Raw genomic sequence first — 15797 nt, 5'->3', positions numbered from 1 at the left:
TGCGGTTAACGCGCTCTTAACCGCCGGAGCACAAACAGCCGGATGGCGGAGGCCAGCCCGCAGTCCTCGCCGCGGCTTTCGTCAATTTCGGCTGCCAAGTCGTTGATTGCCCGGTCTTCTGTGGCTGCGATCTCGCGGAAGGCGTCCCAGAAGTCATCTTCCAGAGACACCGAGGTCCGGTGCCCGCGCAGGGTCAAGGAATGCTTCTTGGGCCGGGAATTCATTCGTCGCGCTTGTGCTCGTCCAGGCGTTTGACCTCTTGTGCGTTGCGCGCCTTGTCCAGGTCTTTTTCCGCCTTGGTCCGCCCAAACGTCACAGCGTTCTGGTCAGAGCGGGCCTTTTTCTCGGCCCGCGCCTTTTCTTTTCTGTACCGGTTCAGATTGACCGGCCCTGAACCGGAACCTGCCATCAGTCCTTGGGCCCGATCATCTGCTCAGGCCGCACCACCGCGTCAAAGGTGGCTTCATCGACAAAGCCCAGCTTGACTGCTTCTTCCTTCAAGGTGGTGCCGTTCTTGTGCGCGGTCTTGGCAACGGTTGTGGCGTTGTCGTAACCGATGGTCGGCGCCAGCGCGGTGACCAGCATCAGGCTTTCCTTCATCAGCTTGTCGATGCGCGGCTCGTTGGCCTTGATGCCGTTCAGCATCCGCTCGGTGAAGCTGTCCGCGGCATCGCCCAGCAGCTGGATCGACTGCAGCAGGTTGTAGGACATCATCGGGTTGTAGACGTTCAGCTCGAAATGGCCCTGGGAGCCAGCAAACTTGATCGCCGCGTCGTTGCCCATCACATGCGCCGCCACCTGGGTCAGCGCCTCTGCCTGGGTCGGGTTCACCTTGCCCGGCATGATCGAGGAGCCGGGTTCGTTCTCCGGCAGGATCAGCTCGCCCAGACCGGAGCGCGGACCGGAGCCGAGGAAGCGGATGTCGTTGGCGATCTTGTAGCAGCTGCCTGCAATGGTCGCGAGCGCGCCGGACAGGAACACCATGGCGTCATGCGCCGCCAGCGCCTCGAACTTGTTGGGTGCGGTGACAAAGGGCAGGCCGGTGATCTCGGCCATGTTGGCGGCAACGGTCTCGCCCCAGCCCTTCTGGGTGTTCAGGCCGGTGCCGACAGCGGTGCCGCCCTGCGCCAGCTCGTAGATGCCGGGCATCGCCGCCTCGACCCGCGCCAGACCCTGACGGATCTGATGGGCGTAACCGCCGAATTCCTGGCCCAGGGTCAGCGGGGTCGCGTCCTGGGTGTGGGTGCGGCCGATCTTGATGATGTCCTTGAACTCTTCGGACTTCTTTTCCAGCCCTTCGGCCAGCTTGGTCAGGCCCGGCACCAGCACGTCGCGCACCATCATCGCGGTGGCGATATGCATCGCGGTGGGGAAGGTGTCGTTGGAGGACTGGCCCATGTTGCAGTGATCGTTCGGGTGCACCGGATCCTTGGAGCCGATCACGCCGCCCAGGATCTCAATCGCGCGGTTGGCGATCACCTCGTTGGAATTCATGTTGGACTGCGTGCCGGAGCCGGTCTGCCAGACGACCAGCGGGAAGTTGTCGTCGAACTTGCCCGCGACCACTTCGCTGGCGGCCTGGATGACGGCATCTGCGATCTTTGCGTCCAGCTTGCCCGACTCTTTGTTTGCCATGGCGCAGGCCTGCTTGATCACGCCAAGCGCGCGCACGATGGCAACCGGCTGCTTTTCCCAGCCGATCGGGAAGTTCATGATCGAGCGCTGGGTCTGCGCGCCCCAGTACTTGTCTGCGGGGACCTCAAGCGGGCCAAAGCTGTCGGTTTCGGTGCGGGTTTCGGACATCCGTCTTCTCTCCGTTGCGTATGCGATTGTATGCCGTTTAGCCTGCGCGCTGCTGCAGTGCAATTGGCCAGTTGCGCGCAGCATAGCCAATCACGCGGTCAGGTATAGTGCCGAATTGGCGCAATCCAAGACATGCCATTGCCTGAAACCATGCTATGATTACAGTGCGAGGGCAGGCTTGGACATCCGGAAGGAATTGCGACGTGCCGACGCATTTGCGAACTCTCAGAATCCCATTGGGCCTAGCTGCTACGCTTGTGGCGGGGGCCCTCTTGCTGCTGCCGCATTGGGCGCGCGCCGATATTTCCCGTTTTGTCGGCGAATACGCCGGCAGCGTCGAGATCGTGAAGGCTGACGGTGACACCGATCCCCGGGACATGAGTGTTGTGATCCGCGAAATGAAGAAGGGGTTCACCATCAAATGGACCTCCACCACTGAAAAGGATGACGGCCGCCGGAAATCCAAGACTTATGAGATCGAATTCCTGCCCAGCGGCCGCAACGGTGTCTTCTCCGCAGCCATGACGCGCAACGTCTTTGGCCATTCGGTGCCGCTCAATCCAATGGAGGGCGAGCCGTTTGTCTGGGGCCGGATCACTGGCGATAAGCTGACGGTGTTCTCGCTGTATATCCACCCCAACGGCGACTACGAGATGCAGCAGTACGACCGGACTTTGGCCGAAGGCGGTCTGGATCTGGAGTATACCTCGCGCCTGAACGGCGAGCCCCGGCGGCAGTTGAGCACTTTCCTGGCCCGGCAGTAATCCGGACAAGAAAAAGGCGGCCTGCGAGGCCGCCTGACGTTAACCGGGATGATCTTCCGCGTTATTTGCGGAAGCTGTCCAGTGAAACGATATCGGCATTTTTCTTTTCTTCGGCCGGAGCTTGGACATTGTCCTGCTCCTCGTCGGCGTCCGGCACCGCTGCATAGCTTTCCGGCTCCTCATCGGCGCTTTCGAAACGCAGGCCGAATTCCACCGACGGGTCCACGAAGGTGCGGATAGCGTCATAAGGAATATAGAGCGGCTCGGGCGAGTCACCGAAATTGAGCGTGACGGCAAACCCCTCGTCATCCACAGTCAGATTGTCGAACCAGTGCTGCATGACCACGGTCATTTCACCCGGGTACCGGTCGGACAGCCAATCGGCCAGTTCCACATCCGGATGTGCCGTGTCGAAGGTGATGAAAAAGTGGTGGTTACCGGGCAAGCCGTTCTCAGCGATGTCCTGCAGCACGGTCCGGATCAGGCCGCGCATGGCAGTGTGCATCAGGTTGCCATAGTCGATTTCACGGGACATGCAGTCACCCCTTGTTCATTTGTTCCCAAGCATAAGAGATTCTGGCGGAAACAAAAGACCGCCCTTTCGGTCAGCGAAAAAATTCTTGGAAGCGCGCGGCTCTCCGATGGCCGCCGCAGTCAGCTGATTGCAAACGGGAATTCCGCAATGGCTAAACCGGCGCAGGCCATCGCGGCAAGCAGCAGCAGCATATTGCCGCGCACGATCCAGGCGGCCAGCGGCGCCAGCAAAACCAGCAGCACGGCCCGCGTGTCCATGCTGTCCCAGACGGGGACGGGAACATGCAGGATGCCTGCCTCAAACACCTGCGTTCCGGCAAAAGCCACATGCATCAGGAACCAGACCGACAGGTTCAGGATCACGCCCGCGACCGTGGCGGTCACCGCCTTCAGCGCCATGCCCAGCCGCGGGTGCGCGGCTATGCGTTCCACATAAGGCGCGGCGGCAAAGATCCACAGAAAACAGGGCATGAAGGTCGCCCACAGCGCCACGGCACCCGCCGCCAGGAACAGCCCCAGCCCGTCCTGCAGCAGCCCCGACAGCATGGCAACGAACTGCGTGACCAAAATCAGCGGGCCGGGGGTGGTCTCGGCCAATCCCAGCGCGTCGATCATCTGCCCGGCAGTGATCCAGCCGAACTGGCTCACCACCGTCTGACTGATATAGGCCAGCACCGCGTATGCCCCGCCAAAGGTCACCACGGCGAGTTTGGAGAAGAACCATCCGACATCGGCCAGAAAGCCCGCGCCGGACAGGCTGAGCGCGATCAGCGGCAGCAGCCAAAGGCTGCCCCAGACGGCAATGGTCCGCAGTGTGCTGGCCGCCTGAAACGGTGCGGCGGAGGCGGGCAGATCCGGGTCTTCTGCCTTGCGCAAATATCCGGTAACCGCCGCGGCCAGCACCACCAGCGGAAATGGCAAGTTGAGCAGGAACAGCGCGGCAAAGCCGAACCCGGCCAGCATCCAGTACACCCTGTGGCGCAGCGCCTTGGCCGCCAGCCGCCGCAGCGCTTGCAGGATGATGACGACAACAGCGGCCTTGATGCCCAGAAAGGCCGACTGCACCGCGGGGAGGGTGCCGTATTGCACATAGAGCCAGGCCAGCAGGGCAATCACCGCCGCGCCCGGCAAAACGAACAGAAGCCCCGCCAGCAGCCCGCCGGCGGTGCCGCGCATCTTCCAGCCGGTATAGGTGGCCAGCTGCATCGCCTCCGGCCCCGGCAGCAGCATGCAAAAGGACAGGCCGCGCAGGAAACTCTCCTCGCTCAGCCACGGGCGGTCCTCGACCAGCTCCTTGTGCATCACCGCGATCTGCGCCGCCGGGCCGCCAAAGCTCAGCACCCCGATGCGCCCGAACACACGGAACATCTCCGCCCAGCCGGGATGGCTCATGCCTTGCGGTCCGCGGGCCAGTCGTGGCCTTCGCCCTGGCCATCGCGGGCCCAGCGGTACAGCGCGTCATAAAGGGTCATGCCTGCCTCAAGCTGCTGATGGTCGTCCTTGTACTGGCGCGAAAGTCCCACCGAAAGGGCGAGAAGCCCTGCTGCCTCGGGTGCCAGATCGTGCCGGTTGGTATCGGCGCCTCTCACAACCCGAGCCAGGGTGTCAAGCGCAGGCGTGCGCAGGCCGAATTCGTCCAGCATGGTGTCAAAGGTGCAGTGTTCGCCCCGGTGCGACCAGAACACATCCTCGGTATCGAATGGCGTGGCGCCAAAGCGTTCGGCTACGGCTGTCACCTCAGACGGCGTGACAAACATAAAGCGCGCCTCCGGGTCCGCAAAGCGGCGGATCAGCCAGGGGCAGGCGATACGGTCGATCTTGGGCCGGTGCCGGGTCACCCACAGGGTTCTGCCGCCCACTGGAGCGGGCAGGGCCTCGAAGGGCAGGCGCGGCGCGCCTCTCAGGTCGCGCCAGGCGTGCATGCCGCCCTGCAGGTATTCCGCTGCGATCCCGTCATTGCGCAGCCAAGCCGCCACGCCTTGCGACAATTTGAGGCCCTTCTGGCAGATCACCACACAGCGCCGCCCGTTCAGGCGGGCCTTGAGTCCCTCGATATCCGAATGCGGATGCTTGAAGGACCCCGGGATCAGATAGGGATCCGCTGCAAAGTCTTCGTCGGTGCAGATATCGGCCAGCGCAGGCGCATTGGGAGTGCCAATCAGGCGCAGCAGCTGGGCGGGGGTGATTTCATTCGGGGCAGCCATGGGCATGTCTCCTCGCAAGCAAGGTTAACATGCGAACCTTGGGCTGTCGCCTCACGGGGCGTTCGCGGTTGTCCCCCTGTCTTTAAAAAAGACCAGCCGGGGCAGCCCTGTCAAGCCCGGGAGCCGCCGCCGGCAGAGAGTAAGCGCCCGCTACCTGAGCCGCTCACCGGTCAGGCAGATGGCCATGGCCTCTGGCGGCAATTGCCCCAGTTTCTCGAACATTCGAAAATAATCCATGTTGGAGTGCATCTCGGTGATCCTGCCGTCCTGTACCCGGGCCATGACCTGGCCGGTGATTTCAAACGGCTCGCCGTCGCGGGGATTGCTGGTTGCGGCCAGCATCCGGACAGAGACCCATTCGTCTGTTTCCATCACATGGGTAAAGGTCACCTTGATCGGGCCCAGCAGGTTGCGCAGCGCTGCGACCACCTCGCCGTAATCGCTTTCCGGTTCTGCCAAGGCAGAAACAGCCCCGGAGATCAGCGTGTTGCGGCCCATGATTTCGGGAACGGCATTCAGGTTTCCTTTGCCCCAGACTTCTTCGAACCAGTAGTGAAGCACACGGGTCAAAGGCATATCTGCCATGCTGGCCGGATCAAATGGCGCCGCCATGGCTGTCTGGGGTGCGGAGGCAGCGGCCCGGCGGGTAATTATGGTTTCAGTTTCAGTTTCAGTTGCAGGTTCGGTGAGGGGCTGAGTCATTCTTTTCGTCGCGTAAAGCCGTGCCTGGTCAGGCAGGCATCAGTGGGGCAGGGCAGCTGGCCGCAGTGTTTCTGGCGGCGGGGCGGCAGAGCAGGTCGGGGGGAACACTCCGGGTTCGCCGGGCTGGTGTTGCAGTTTCGGGATTTCAACATCGCGCAGGCAATGGCATGGGCAGTTTTCTTGCAGGCCGGTTCCGGTACATACTCCGGCATCCTAGCCTGTGGCTGCAGGATTTACAGCTCTAACATAAAGTTTTTAGGCATTCACCGCAGACCAGCCGAAGCCCTTTCCCTGCAATGGTGGAGGAAGTGCAGGTTTCTGTTGCCAGGTACCTGCGAACCCCGCCTTACGCGGCTAGGCGCAAGGGCTTAGATTTCGATTCCTCGAACTGCTTACGCAGCCAGAGCAACCGGAGCACGATTGTCGTTTGCAATTGTACTGTTTGGGCCGGTACGGTGGCACCCCGCCGAGACAAAGCAAACCCCTTTAGACGTCCGTCGATCCTGTTTCGGCCCCATGATCCCCAAACGAAGGATTTTGGTGGAGCCGCCGGGTACCGCCCCCGGGTCCGATCCGCTTATTACGAGCGCGTTTATGTCCATAGTTCCACAAGGGAACAGCAGCTATATAATGCGCTTCTGTGCGGTTGCAAAGGGGGCAACCGGAATCCTGCGAGGATTCCGGCCAGTTTTCCGGCGCGGAAAACTGGTGCTGTGCCGCCGCTGGCGCCGCCAGAAATCCTCGCAGGATTTCTGGCCGTTTTCCGCGCCGGAAAACGGTGCCGTCACACCAGTCTGCGGATCGGGGCGCTGTTGCAGAATACGACAACCTGCTCGCGGTTCAGCACTGCCTGAAACCCGCGGGCGCGGACTTCGGCCAGAAAGGCCTCCATCCCGGCATAGCGCTCGATATCGCGGATCTTGCGGCGAAGCACCTGGCCGTTCTGCACCGCCTTGCAGGCGAAGATATCGCGCAGCCAGATATCGGGGGAGAGGGCAGAGCCGGGTTTGACCATGCCGCCAGTGTCCCGGGTCGTGGTTAACAAAGTGTTGACTGCCTATCTTTGCGCCCGCGCGGCAAAGACGTCGGAGGCCAGCTTGCGGGTCTCGCTCTCCAGGTCCTGCAGGCCGGAGACGGCTGCGCTGCCGTCGCCTGCCTCGATGGCATCGGCAATGCGGGAATGCAGGCCGGTGATCGCCTCCCGGTCGCGGGCGGTGAAGGTGATCATGTTCATCAAGGGCTGCATTGCCTCCACAGCGCCGGCCAGCTGGTAGGAAAGCACCGGGTTGCCCGCGCCATCCACCAGTGCCCGGTGAAACGCCACGTCAGAGGCGCAGAAGGCCTCATCGGTCAGGCCCGGCTGCCCCTGGCGGAAGATCTCCGCCCGCATAGTAGCCAGGTGGTCGGCACTGCGGCGCTCGGCTGACAGCGGTGCACAGGCACGCTCCAGCGCGTAGCGCGCCTCGCAGGCGGTATCGAAACTCACCGCATTCATGCTGAGGAGCAAGGTCGACGTGGTGATCTGCTGCGAATAGGCGTCTTCAAAGCTCAGCCGGTTCACGAACGCACCGCCCGCCGCGCCGCGCTGGGTGCGGATTAGCGATTGCGCAGCCAGCCGTTTCAGCGCCTCGCGCACCGTCGGGCGGGACACCTGAAAGTGATCCGACAGCTCCGCCTCCGACGGCAGCCGCTCATCGACAATCAGCTCGCCGGAAATGATGGCATCCTTGATCGCCTGGGCTATCTGAACCGAAAGATCGGCGGAGCTGTTGGGATCAATCTTCATACCCGGTATCCTGACGCTGCGTAATGCCGGAGCTGGCCCGGCAAGAAATCATTTGTCTGACATTTAAAAGTCTGACATTTAAAACTCAAGACGTAAGTCGCAGACCCTCTTACCCGGAGCGCGCCATGAAAGCCATTCTGGCACAACGGATCAGAACCATGGGAGGCTGGCATTGGCTGGGCCTGTTCGGGCTGATCCTGGGGGCGTGGGTTCTTCTCTATGCGATGTCGGTGCCAGCAGAACTGCGCGAAGCGGGGGCCATCTACGGCCCCGATTTCTGGCGCGATTTCTGCACTCTGACGCCGGATGCGGCGGGCTTTGGCAAGATGCTGGTGATGTGGGCGCTGATGTCGGCGGCAATGATGGCGCCGACTGCGCTGCCCGCCTTTGCCACCTATGAGGACCTGTCCCACACCGCGCCGGACACCAGCTTCACACGTCTGGTGGGCGGTTATCTGGCTGTATGGCTGGGCTTTTCGGCGCTGGCGGCGGTGCTACAGCTGGGACTGTTTCAGGCAGAGCTGCTCACTGCCTTCGGCGACAGCAACTCGCGCTACCTGTCGGCGGCGCTGCTGCTGATCGCGGGCGGCTACCAGTTTTCGCCGGTGAAGGAAGCCTGCCTCAGCAAATGCCGCCGCCCGCTGGTGTTCTTTATGCAGCACTGGGACGAGGGCCCGCTGCGCAACGGCCTGCGGCTGGGGCTGGTGTGCCTGGGCTGCTGCTGGGCGCTGATGCTGCTGGCATTCGCGGGCGGCACCATGAACATCGCCTTCATGGGCCTCGCCACCGTGATCATGATTTTGGAAAAGCTGCCGGACCTGGGCCGCTACATCACCAAACCGCTGGGAGCGGGGCTGGTGATTGCGGCGCTGGCGCTGGCGGCAGGAATTATCTGAGAGGGAGACTAAGACATGGCCTTGGACGCCGCTACGGGCACCGTGCCCTGGACAATCAAAGGGGAACTGATCCTCAACTGCAACTGCACCGTGTTCTGCCCCTGCGTGGTGTCGCTGGGCAAGCACCCGCCGACCGAGGGCCACTGCCAGGCCTGGGCGGGTGTGCGCATCGACGCGGGCGATTACGGCGGGGTTGACCTGTCGGGCCTGAACGTCGGCCTGTTCCTGGAGATCCCCGGCAACATGGGCCGCGGCAACTGGAAGGCGGCGGCCTATATCGACGACCGCGCCTCGGAAGACGCCTATGACGCCCTGGTCGCGATCTTCTCGGGCGCGGCGCGCGGCACCACCGGGCTGTTCTCCATGCTGGTGGGCGAATTCCTGGGCGCCGAACGCGCGCCGGTCACCTTCGAGACCGAAGGCAAGGAGCGCCGCCTGATGGTCGGCAAGAAGATCCAGGGCGCTGTGGTCCCGGTTGAGGGTAAGGACGGCAAGGACATCGTCGTCACCAACACCGAATACTGGATGGGCCCCGACATCACCGTCGCCACCGCCACCAAAGGCCGCGTCCGCGCCTTTGGCCGGGTTTGGGATTTCGATGGCCGTTCTGCCGAGATCTGCCAGATCGACTGGCACGGCCCGAAATAAGCGGCTTTTCCGGCGGCGGCTCGTCTGCGGCCGCCGGGCATACTGCACATGGTTCTGGGAGGAATAGCCATGGCCCTGATTTCCCCGTCGCGCCGCCTTCGGCGCACCCCGTTTTCCGAAGGCGTCGAAGCCGCCGGCGTCAAGGCCTATACGGTCTACAACCGGATGCTGTTGCCCACTGTCTTTGAAAGCGTTGAAGCGGACTACCGCCACCTGAAGCGCCACGTGCAGGTTTGGGACGTTGCCTGCGAGCGCCAGGTGGAGCTGCGCGGCCCCGACGCCGGGCGGCTGATGCAGATGCTGACACCGCGGGACCTGCGCGGCATGACGGCAGGCCAGTGTTTCTACGTGCCCATCGTCGACGAGACCGGCGGCATGCTGAACGATCCGGTGGCGGTCAAGCTGAGCGACGACCGCTGGTGGATCTCGATTGCCGACAGCGATCTGCTGTTATGGGTCAAGGGCATTGCCAACGGCTGGCGGCTGGATGTGCTGGTGGATGAGCCGGATGTCTCGCCGCTCGCAATCCAAGGCCCCCGCGCGGACGACCTGATGGCCCGTGTCTTTGGCGAGGAGGTGCGCAAGATCCGCTTCTTCCGCTTCGGCATCTTCCAGTTCGAGGGCCGCGACATGGTGATCGCGCGCTCCGGCTATTCCAAGCAGGGCGGCTATGAGATCTACCTCGAAGGCGGCGATCTTGGGATGCCGCTGTGGAACCGCCTGTTTGAGGCAGGCGAGGACCTGCAGGTCCGGGCCGGCTGCCCCAACCTGATCGAACGGATCGAAGGCGGTCTGCTGAGTTACGGCAACGACATGACCGACGACAATACCCCGCATGAATGCGGCCTGGGCAAGTTCTGCAACACCCATACGGCAATTGGCTGCATTGGCCGCGACGCCCTGCTGCGGGTGGCCAAGGAGGGGCCGGTGCAGCAGATCCGCCCGATTGCGATTGACGGCGATGCCGTGCCAGGCTGCGACCGGCCATGGCCTGCCTTTGCGAATGGCAAGCGGGTGGGGCAGGTGACTTCCGCCGCCTGGTCGCCGGACTTTGAGACCAACGTCTCAATCGGCATGATCCGCATGACCCATTGGGATGCGGGCACGAAACTTGAGGTGGAAACACCTGACGGTATGCGCACAGCCTCCGTGCGCGACACATTCTGGATTTAAGGAGAAGGCAGATGTTCAACGCATTGGTTGTGAACAAGGACGAAGAGAGCGGCAAGACCTCTGCCGCGGTCGAGCAGATCAGCCTGGATCAGCTGCCCGAGGGCGAGGTGACCGTGGCGGTGGAATACTCCACCGTGAACTATAAGGACGGGCTCTGCATCGGTCCGGGCGGCGGGCTGGTGCGCAAGTACCCGCATGTGCCGGGCATCGACTTTGCCGGCACCGTCGAGGCCTCCTCGGATGACCGGTACAAACCGGGCGATAAGGTGGTGCTTACTGGCTGGCGCGTGGGCGAGGCCCATTGGGGCGGCTACAGCCAAAAGGCCAATGTGCGCGCGGACTGGCTGGTGCCGCTGCCCGAGGGTCTTGATACCCGCCACGCGATGGCGGTGGGCACTGCAGGCTTCACCGCGATGCTGGCGGTGATGGCGCTTGAGGACCACGGCCTCGAGCCGGGCCACGGACCGGTTCTGGTCACAGGTGCCGCGGGCGGCGTGGGGTCGGTCGCCACCGCAATTCTCGCGAACCTCGGCTATGAGGTCGCTGGTGTCACCGGCCGCCCGGAAACCGCTGACTACCTGAAATCGCTTGGCGCAACCCAGATCGTGGCCCGCGAGGAGATCAACGAGACCACCAAGCGGCCGCTGGAAAGCAAATCCTGGGCGGGCTGCGTGGACGCCGTCGGCGGCGCCATGCTGGCGCGGGTGCTGGGGCAGATGAAATACGGTGCCTCGGTGGCGGCGGTCGGCCTGGCAGGCGGTGCCGGGCTGCCGGCAACCGTCATCCCCTTCCTGCTGCGCGGCGTGAACCTGCTGGGCATCGACTCGGTCATGCAGCCCTACGACAACCGTGTCCGCGCCTGGCAGCGGATTGCCGAGGACCTGCCGATGGACAAGCTGGACGCGATGATCCAGCCCGCCACCCTCAGCGACTTGCCGCAACTGGGTGCGGATATCCTCAAAGGCCAGGTCAAGGGCCGCGTCGTGGTGGACGTCAACGCCTAAATCCTTATAATAAATTGCATCTACCGGATGAACGCGCGGCGCTGTCCGCGCGTTTTTCATGTGTGCCGCGGCTCTTCCGCGGACCAGAGGGACGGAGCATTGCCGCAATTGCGCGGCCTCTGCAGCGCTCCGCCCGGTGCTCTCCCGGCCCCGCGCCGGCGGTGTATATAATTTGAAGCAAGAGGAGGGAGACCGTGTATTCCAAAATCATGGTGCCCGTCGATCTGGCCCACGCCGACCGCCTTGAGCGGGCGCTGAAAATGGCATCGGATCTCGCGCATCTCTACAACGCAGAAGTGATTTTCGTGGGGGTAACCTCCCCCCAGCCCAGCAAAGTGGCGCATAACCCGCAGGAATATGCGGCAAAACTCGATGAGTTCGCGTCCGGCCAGGCAGCCAAGCACAGCATTACCGCTTCGGGCCATGCCATTGTCAGCCACGATCCGGCGGTGGACCTGGATGCCACCCTGGTTAAGGCCTGCAGCGATACCGGGGCCGGGCTGATCGTGATGGCAAGCCATGTTCCCAGCGTGAGCGACTATCTGTTCCACGCCCACGGCGGGCGCGTGGCCGAGAAGGCACCGGTATCGGTGCTGGTCGTTCGTGAAAGCTGACCGTGGGGGTCCTTTGAAAGCGCAAGCGTTTGCCTGCGGGTTCAAAGAGTATTGGGCCGAAGTTTACAGGGAAGGAGGCCGCAATGGCTGACGAAACCACAAATCAGGGTATCCCCGCCCCGGAAGGCGAAGCGGATATCATCGATACCGAATACGAGATCGGGCAGGATAATATCGAAACCCAGATCGGCCCGTTCGGTGTCGACATTCACAACCCGGTGTTCCTGGTCTCAGGCCTCGTCATCGTGGCCTTCGTGTTCTACGCGCTGGCGCTGCCGGAGCAGGCGGGCACATTCTTCAACTGGCTGCGCCCGGCGGTGACCAGCACCTTTGACTGGTTCTTCTTCGGCGCTGCAGATCTGTTCGTGCTGTTCTGCCTGTTTCTGATCGTCTCCCCTTGGGGCAGCGTGCGGCTGGGCGGCAATGAGGCAACGCCGGATTACACCTATATGGGCTGGTTCGCGATGCTGTTCGCGGCGGGTATGGGCATTGGCCTGATGTTCTATGGCGTCAGCGAGCCGATGAGCCACTTCTCCACCGCGTTTGGCGGCACGGCCGTGCCGGAGGGCGGCGGTGCCCGCACCGACTGGGCTCCGCTGGGCGCGGCTGCCGGGAATGAGGCGGAGGCTGTGCGCCTGGGCATGGCGGCAACGATCTTCCACTGGGGGCTGCACCCTTGGGCGATCTACGCCATCGTGGCACTGGCGCTGGCGCTGTTCACTTATAACAAGGGCCTGCCGCTCACCATCCGCTCAGCCTTTTACCCGATCTTCGGGGAGCGTGTCTGGGGCTGGACCGGCCATATCATCGACATCCTGGCGGTTTTTGCCACGCTGTTCGGTCTTGCCACCTCGCTGGGGTTCGGGGCGACGCAGGCGAATGCCGGTCTGAATGAGCTGTTCGGGGTGCCGATGGGTGCCACCACAGAGGTGATCCTGATTTCTGCGATTACCGCAGTTGCCCTGATCTCGGTGCTGCGCGGCCTGGACGGCGGCGTGAAGGTGCTGTCGGAGATCAACATGGGGCTGGCTTTCCTGCTGCTGGTCTTCGTGCTGCTGGCCGGACCCACCGTGGCGATCCTGACTGGGTTTGCCACCAGCCTGGTGGCCTACATCGAATACCTGCCCGCATTGTCGAACCCGATCGGGCGCGAGGACGTGAACTTCAGCCAGGGCTGGACCGCCTTCTACTGGGCCTGGTGGATCAGCTGGTCGCCGTTTGTGGGCATGTTCATCGCCCGCGTCAGCCGTGGCCGCACGGTGCGGGAGTTCGTGATCTGCGTGCTGCTGATCCCCAGCCTTGTCTGCGTGCTGTGGATGAGCGTCTTTGGCGGCACCGCAATTCATCAGGTGATCTCCGATGGTTTCACCGGCGCGCAGGACGCGTCGCTTGAACTCAAGCTGTTCAAGATGCTGGGAGAGCTGCCGCTGGCCGGGATCACCTCCTTTGTGGGGATCGTGCTGGTGGTCGTGTTCTTCGTGACCTCTTCCGACTCCGGCTCGCTGGTGATCGACACGATCACCGCAGGCGGCAAGGTCGACGCGCCGGTGCCGCAGCGGGTGTTCTGGTGCATCTTCGAGGGCGCCGTGGCCATCGTGCTGCTGCTGGGCGGCGGTCTGGCGGCACTGCAGGCCATGGTGATCTCCACCGGATTGCCGTTCACCGTGGTTCTGCTGCTGATGTGCTGGGCAATCTTCCGCGGGCTGTTGACTGAGGCCCGCTGAGGCTTCTGGCCACTGGAAATAGGAACGCCCCGGCCGCGCAGCCGGGGCTTTTTTTGTCAGTCGTTGTATTTGAAGAACCCCAGCGAATTGCCGTCCGGATCGGTGGCATAAAAGAACCGTCCCGGCGGGATGGCGATGGTCTCTGAAACCACCTTGCCGCCCGCATCCGTCACCCGTTCCATCACATCCTCCAGCTCACCCTCAGCGGTCAGATGCAGGGTCGGGCCGCGGCCGTCGCCAGCGGGCTTGCCGGGATAAAGGTGCAGCGCAATGCCGGATGCCTCATCTGCCGTTTTGAACATTGCCATCGGGTTCGGCCCGCTGTTGTCGATGCTGAGATCGGCACCGGTGACCTTGGAATAAAACGTCACCGCCGCGTCCAAATCGCTCACGGGCAGCTCGCCCCAGACCAGGAAATCCTTGGGAGTAAAGGCCATGTCTAATCCTCCATGTTTGCCTGGGGGCAAAGTCTCATGCCCTGATGACAGTTTCCGGCATCAGCCTTGCCGCTTGACCGAACCGCCGGCGGTACGCTACGACCCTTGCGTCCTGCCCGGCCTTTTGCGCCTTGCAGGGCTGCCTGCGATCCCTCAATCCTTGTGCGGGAGAGCGGCTCGGCTGGAAGACCTGCCATGTTCGGGGAGATCCCTGGCATGTGCCGGCCTTCCCATCGGACCGCAGCGATTGAGGAGAGATTTGCAATGACTGCATTGGATATTGATTTCGTCCGGGCCCAGTTTCCGGCCTTTGCCGAACCCAGCCTCCAGGGCCAGGCGTTTTTTGAAAACGCGGGCGGCTCTTACACCTGCCGCCAGGTGATTGACCGGCTCACCCGGTTTTACACCCAGCGCAAGGTGCAGCCCTACGCGCCCTATGAGGCCTCGCGCCTGGCGGGCGAGGAGATGGACGAGGCTCGCGCCCGCCTGGCTGCCCTGATGGGCGTTGCCGCAGAGGAGCTGAGCTTTGGCCCCTCGACCACCCAGAACACCTATGTGCTGGCTCAGGCGTTCAGGAAGTTCATGAAACCGGGCGAGGCCATCATCGTCACCAACCAGGACCACGAGGCCAACAGCGGCCCCTGGCGGCGGCTGGCAGAGGAGGGGATCGAGGTCCGCGAATGGCAGATCGACCCGCAGACCGGCCATCTGGACCTAGCGCAGCTGGAAACTCTGCTGGACGAAAACGTCCGCCTGGTCTGCTTCCCGCATTGCTCCAACGTGGTAGGGGAGATCAACCCGGTGGCAGAGATCACCGCAATGGCCCATGCCGCAGGCGCCTTTGTCTGCGTCGACGGTGTCTCCTACGCGCCGCACGGGCTGCCGAATGTGGACGAACTGGGCGCGGACATCTACCTGTTCTCCGCCTACAAAACCTATGGGCCGCATCAGGGCGTCATGGTGATCCGCAAGGCGCTGGGCGAGCTGCTGCCGAACCAGGCGCATTACTTCAACGCCGGTAGCCTCTACAAACGCTTCACCCCGGCAGGCCCGGACCACGCCCAGGTGGCGGCCGCTGCCGGTATGGCGGATTACGCTGAGGCGCTGGCGTCCCATCATGGCCACTCAGGCAGCGCCGCGGAAACCGGCGCCTTTGTCCACGACCTCATGCGCGCGCATGAAGTGAAGCTGCTGCAGCCGCTGCTGGACGCTCTGAAGGACCGCAATGATGTGCGCCTGCTGGGGCCGTCCACTGCCGAAAACCGCGCGCCGACGGTTGCCCTGGCACTGAACCGTGCCGCGGAACCGGTGGCCGCCCAGCTGGCAGAATTTGGCATCATGGCCGGCGGCGGCGATTTCTATGCCGTCGGCGCGCTGGAGGGGATGGGCATTGATCCAGCCCAAGGCGTGCTGCGTATCAGCTTCACCCACTACACGTCCGAAGCCGAGGTCGCCAAGCTGATCGACGCGCTGGACCGGGTGCTGTAACGCGAACTGGACAAGGAAAA

18 protein-coding genes and 1 other RNA gene are annotated in these 15797 nt (G+C 63.2%); 8 read left to right on the top strand and 11 right to left on the bottom strand.

Annotation, left to right across the window (positions count from 1 at the left end; translation table 11 throughout):
• Window positions 1-5 precede the first annotated feature (5 nt).
• Genes ACXAED_RS19340 through fumC form a run of 3 tightly spaced genes read right to left on the bottom strand, consistent with a single transcriptional unit; the run spans window position 6 to window position 1803 of the window.
• Window positions 6-224 (bottom strand): ribbon-helix-helix domain-containing protein, encoded by a 219-nt coding sequence (locus ACXAED_RS19340; RefSeq protein WP_475052492.1) that lies wholly within the window; start codon window positions 222-224, stop codon window positions 6-8.
• Window positions 221-409 carry a DUF4169 family protein gene (locus ACXAED_RS19335; RefSeq protein WP_475052489.1) on the bottom strand — a complete coding sequence of 63 codons (189 nt, stop codon included), beginning with the start codon at window positions 407-409 and terminating at the stop codon, window positions 221-223. Before ACXAED_RS19335 ends, ACXAED_RS19340 begins: the two co-directional genes overlap by 4 nt.
• The gene (gene fumC, locus ACXAED_RS19330) at window positions 409-1803 is read right to left on the bottom strand and encodes a class II fumarate hydratase (RefSeq protein WP_475052486.1); all 1395 of its coding nucleotides are present in this window, start codon (window positions 1801-1803) and stop codon (window positions 409-411) included. Before fumC ends, ACXAED_RS19335 begins: the two co-directional genes overlap by 1 nt.
• 203 nt (window positions 1804-2006) lie before the next feature.
• On the opposite strand from fumC, the gene ACXAED_RS19325 reads away from it, so the two are divergent.
• The gene (locus tag ACXAED_RS19325; protein ID WP_475052484.1) at window positions 2007-2567 is read left to right on the top strand and encodes a hypothetical protein; all 561 of its coding nucleotides are present in this window, start codon (window positions 2007-2009) and stop codon (window positions 2565-2567) included.
• Between the two features lie 61 nt (window positions 2568-2628).
• Here ACXAED_RS19325 and ACXAED_RS19320 read toward each other — a convergent pair whose 3' ends face one another.
• The 7 genes from ACXAED_RS19320 to ACXAED_RS19290 all read right to left on the bottom strand — a co-directional run bounded on the left by ACXAED_RS19320 (window position 2629) and on the right by ACXAED_RS19290 (window position 7793).
• Window positions 2629-3102 (bottom strand): SspB family protein, encoded by a 474-nt coding sequence (locus tag ACXAED_RS19320; RefSeq protein WP_475052482.1) that lies wholly within the window; start codon window positions 3100-3102, stop codon window positions 2629-2631.
• A gap of 119 nt (window positions 3103-3221) precedes the next feature.
• Complete coding sequence (gene chrA, locus ACXAED_RS19315) at window positions 3222-4493, bottom strand: chromate efflux transporter (RefSeq protein WP_475052480.1); 1272 nt, start codon at window positions 4491-4493, stop codon at window positions 3222-3224.
• The gene (locus ACXAED_RS19310) at window positions 4490-5305 is read right to left on the bottom strand and encodes a chromate resistance protein ChrB domain-containing protein (RefSeq protein WP_475052477.1); all 816 of its coding nucleotides are present in this window, start codon (window positions 5303-5305) and stop codon (window positions 4490-4492) included. Before ACXAED_RS19310 ends, chrA begins: the two co-directional genes overlap by 4 nt.
• 150 nt (window positions 5306-5455) lie before the next feature.
• Window positions 5456-5881 (bottom strand): nuclear transport factor 2 family protein, encoded by a 426-nt coding sequence (locus ACXAED_RS19305; protein ID WP_475052476.1) that lies wholly within the window; start codon window positions 5879-5881, stop codon window positions 5456-5458.
• Between the two features lie 433 nt (window positions 5882-6314).
• Window positions 6315-6664: a transfer-messenger RNA gene (gene ssrA / locus ACXAED_RS19300) on the bottom strand.
• A 127-nt stretch (window positions 6665-6791) separates the two neighbouring features.
• The gene (locus ACXAED_RS19295; RefSeq protein WP_475052474.1) at window positions 6792-7052 is read right to left on the bottom strand and encodes an aspartate aminotransferase; all 261 of its coding nucleotides are present in this window, start codon (window positions 7050-7052) and stop codon (window positions 6792-6794) included.
• Window positions 7053-7064: 12 nt separating this feature from the next.
• Window positions 7065-7793 (bottom strand): FadR/GntR family transcriptional regulator, encoded by a 729-nt coding sequence (locus ACXAED_RS19290; protein ID WP_475052472.1) that lies wholly within the window; start codon window positions 7791-7793, stop codon window positions 7065-7067.
• Window positions 7794-7918: 125 nt separating this feature from the next.
• Here ACXAED_RS19290 and ACXAED_RS19285 point away from each other — a divergent pair, with 125 nt between their 5' ends.
• The 6 genes from ACXAED_RS19285 to ACXAED_RS19260 all read left to right on the top strand — a co-directional run bounded on the left by ACXAED_RS19285 (window position 7919) and on the right by ACXAED_RS19260 (window position 13852).
• Complete coding sequence (locus ACXAED_RS19285) at window positions 7919-8689, top strand: DUF2182 domain-containing protein (protein ID WP_475052470.1); 771 nt, start codon at window positions 7919-7921, stop codon at window positions 8687-8689.
• A 15-nt stretch (window positions 8690-8704) separates the two neighbouring features.
• On the top strand, window positions 8705-9337 hold the full coding sequence (locus ACXAED_RS19280) for a DUF1326 domain-containing protein (RefSeq protein WP_475052468.1): 633 nt from the start codon (window positions 8705-8707) through the stop codon (window positions 9335-9337).
• A 69-nt stretch (window positions 9338-9406) separates the two neighbouring features.
• Window positions 9407-10510 carry a dimethylsulfoniopropionate demethylase gene (locus tag ACXAED_RS19275; protein WP_475052466.1) on the top strand — a complete coding sequence of 368 codons (1104 nt, stop codon included), beginning with the start codon at window positions 9407-9409 and terminating at the stop codon, window positions 10508-10510.
• An 11-nt stretch (window positions 10511-10521) separates the two neighbouring features.
• Window positions 10522-11514 carry an acryloyl-CoA reductase gene (gene acuI / locus ACXAED_RS19270; RefSeq protein WP_475052464.1) on the top strand — a complete coding sequence of 331 codons (993 nt, stop codon included), beginning with the start codon at window positions 10522-10524 and terminating at the stop codon, window positions 11512-11514.
• A 194-nt stretch (window positions 11515-11708) separates the two neighbouring features.
• Window positions 11709-12128, top strand: coding sequence for a universal stress protein (locus ACXAED_RS19265; RefSeq protein ID WP_475052462.1), 420 nt, complete (start codon window positions 11709-11711; stop codon window positions 12126-12128).
• Window positions 12129-12211: 83 nt separating this feature from the next.
• A complete protein-coding gene (locus ACXAED_RS19260; protein WP_475052460.1) occupies window positions 12212-13852 on the top strand; it encodes a BCCT family transporter in 1641 nt (546 codons plus the stop codon).
• A gap of 56 nt (window positions 13853-13908) precedes the next feature.
• Here ACXAED_RS19260 and ACXAED_RS19255 read toward each other — a convergent pair whose 3' ends face one another.
• A complete protein-coding gene (locus ACXAED_RS19255) occupies window positions 13909-14289 on the bottom strand; it encodes a VOC family protein (protein WP_475052457.1) in 381 nt (126 codons plus the stop codon).
• 264 nt (window positions 14290-14553) lie between these two features.
• On the opposite strand from ACXAED_RS19255, the gene ACXAED_RS19250 reads away from it, so the two are divergent.
• Window positions 14554-15777 carry an aminotransferase class V-fold PLP-dependent enzyme gene (locus ACXAED_RS19250; RefSeq protein ID WP_475052455.1) on the top strand — a complete coding sequence of 408 codons (1224 nt, stop codon included), beginning with the start codon at window positions 14554-14556 and terminating at the stop codon, window positions 15775-15777.
• Window positions 15778-15797: the final 20 nt, after the last annotated feature.

It is taken from the genome of Leisingera sp. ABM4_103 (assembly GCF_056158685.1).
The sequence above is the reverse complement of the archived record's forward strand: the minus strand, read 5'-3'. Positions and strand labels throughout refer to the sequence as shown.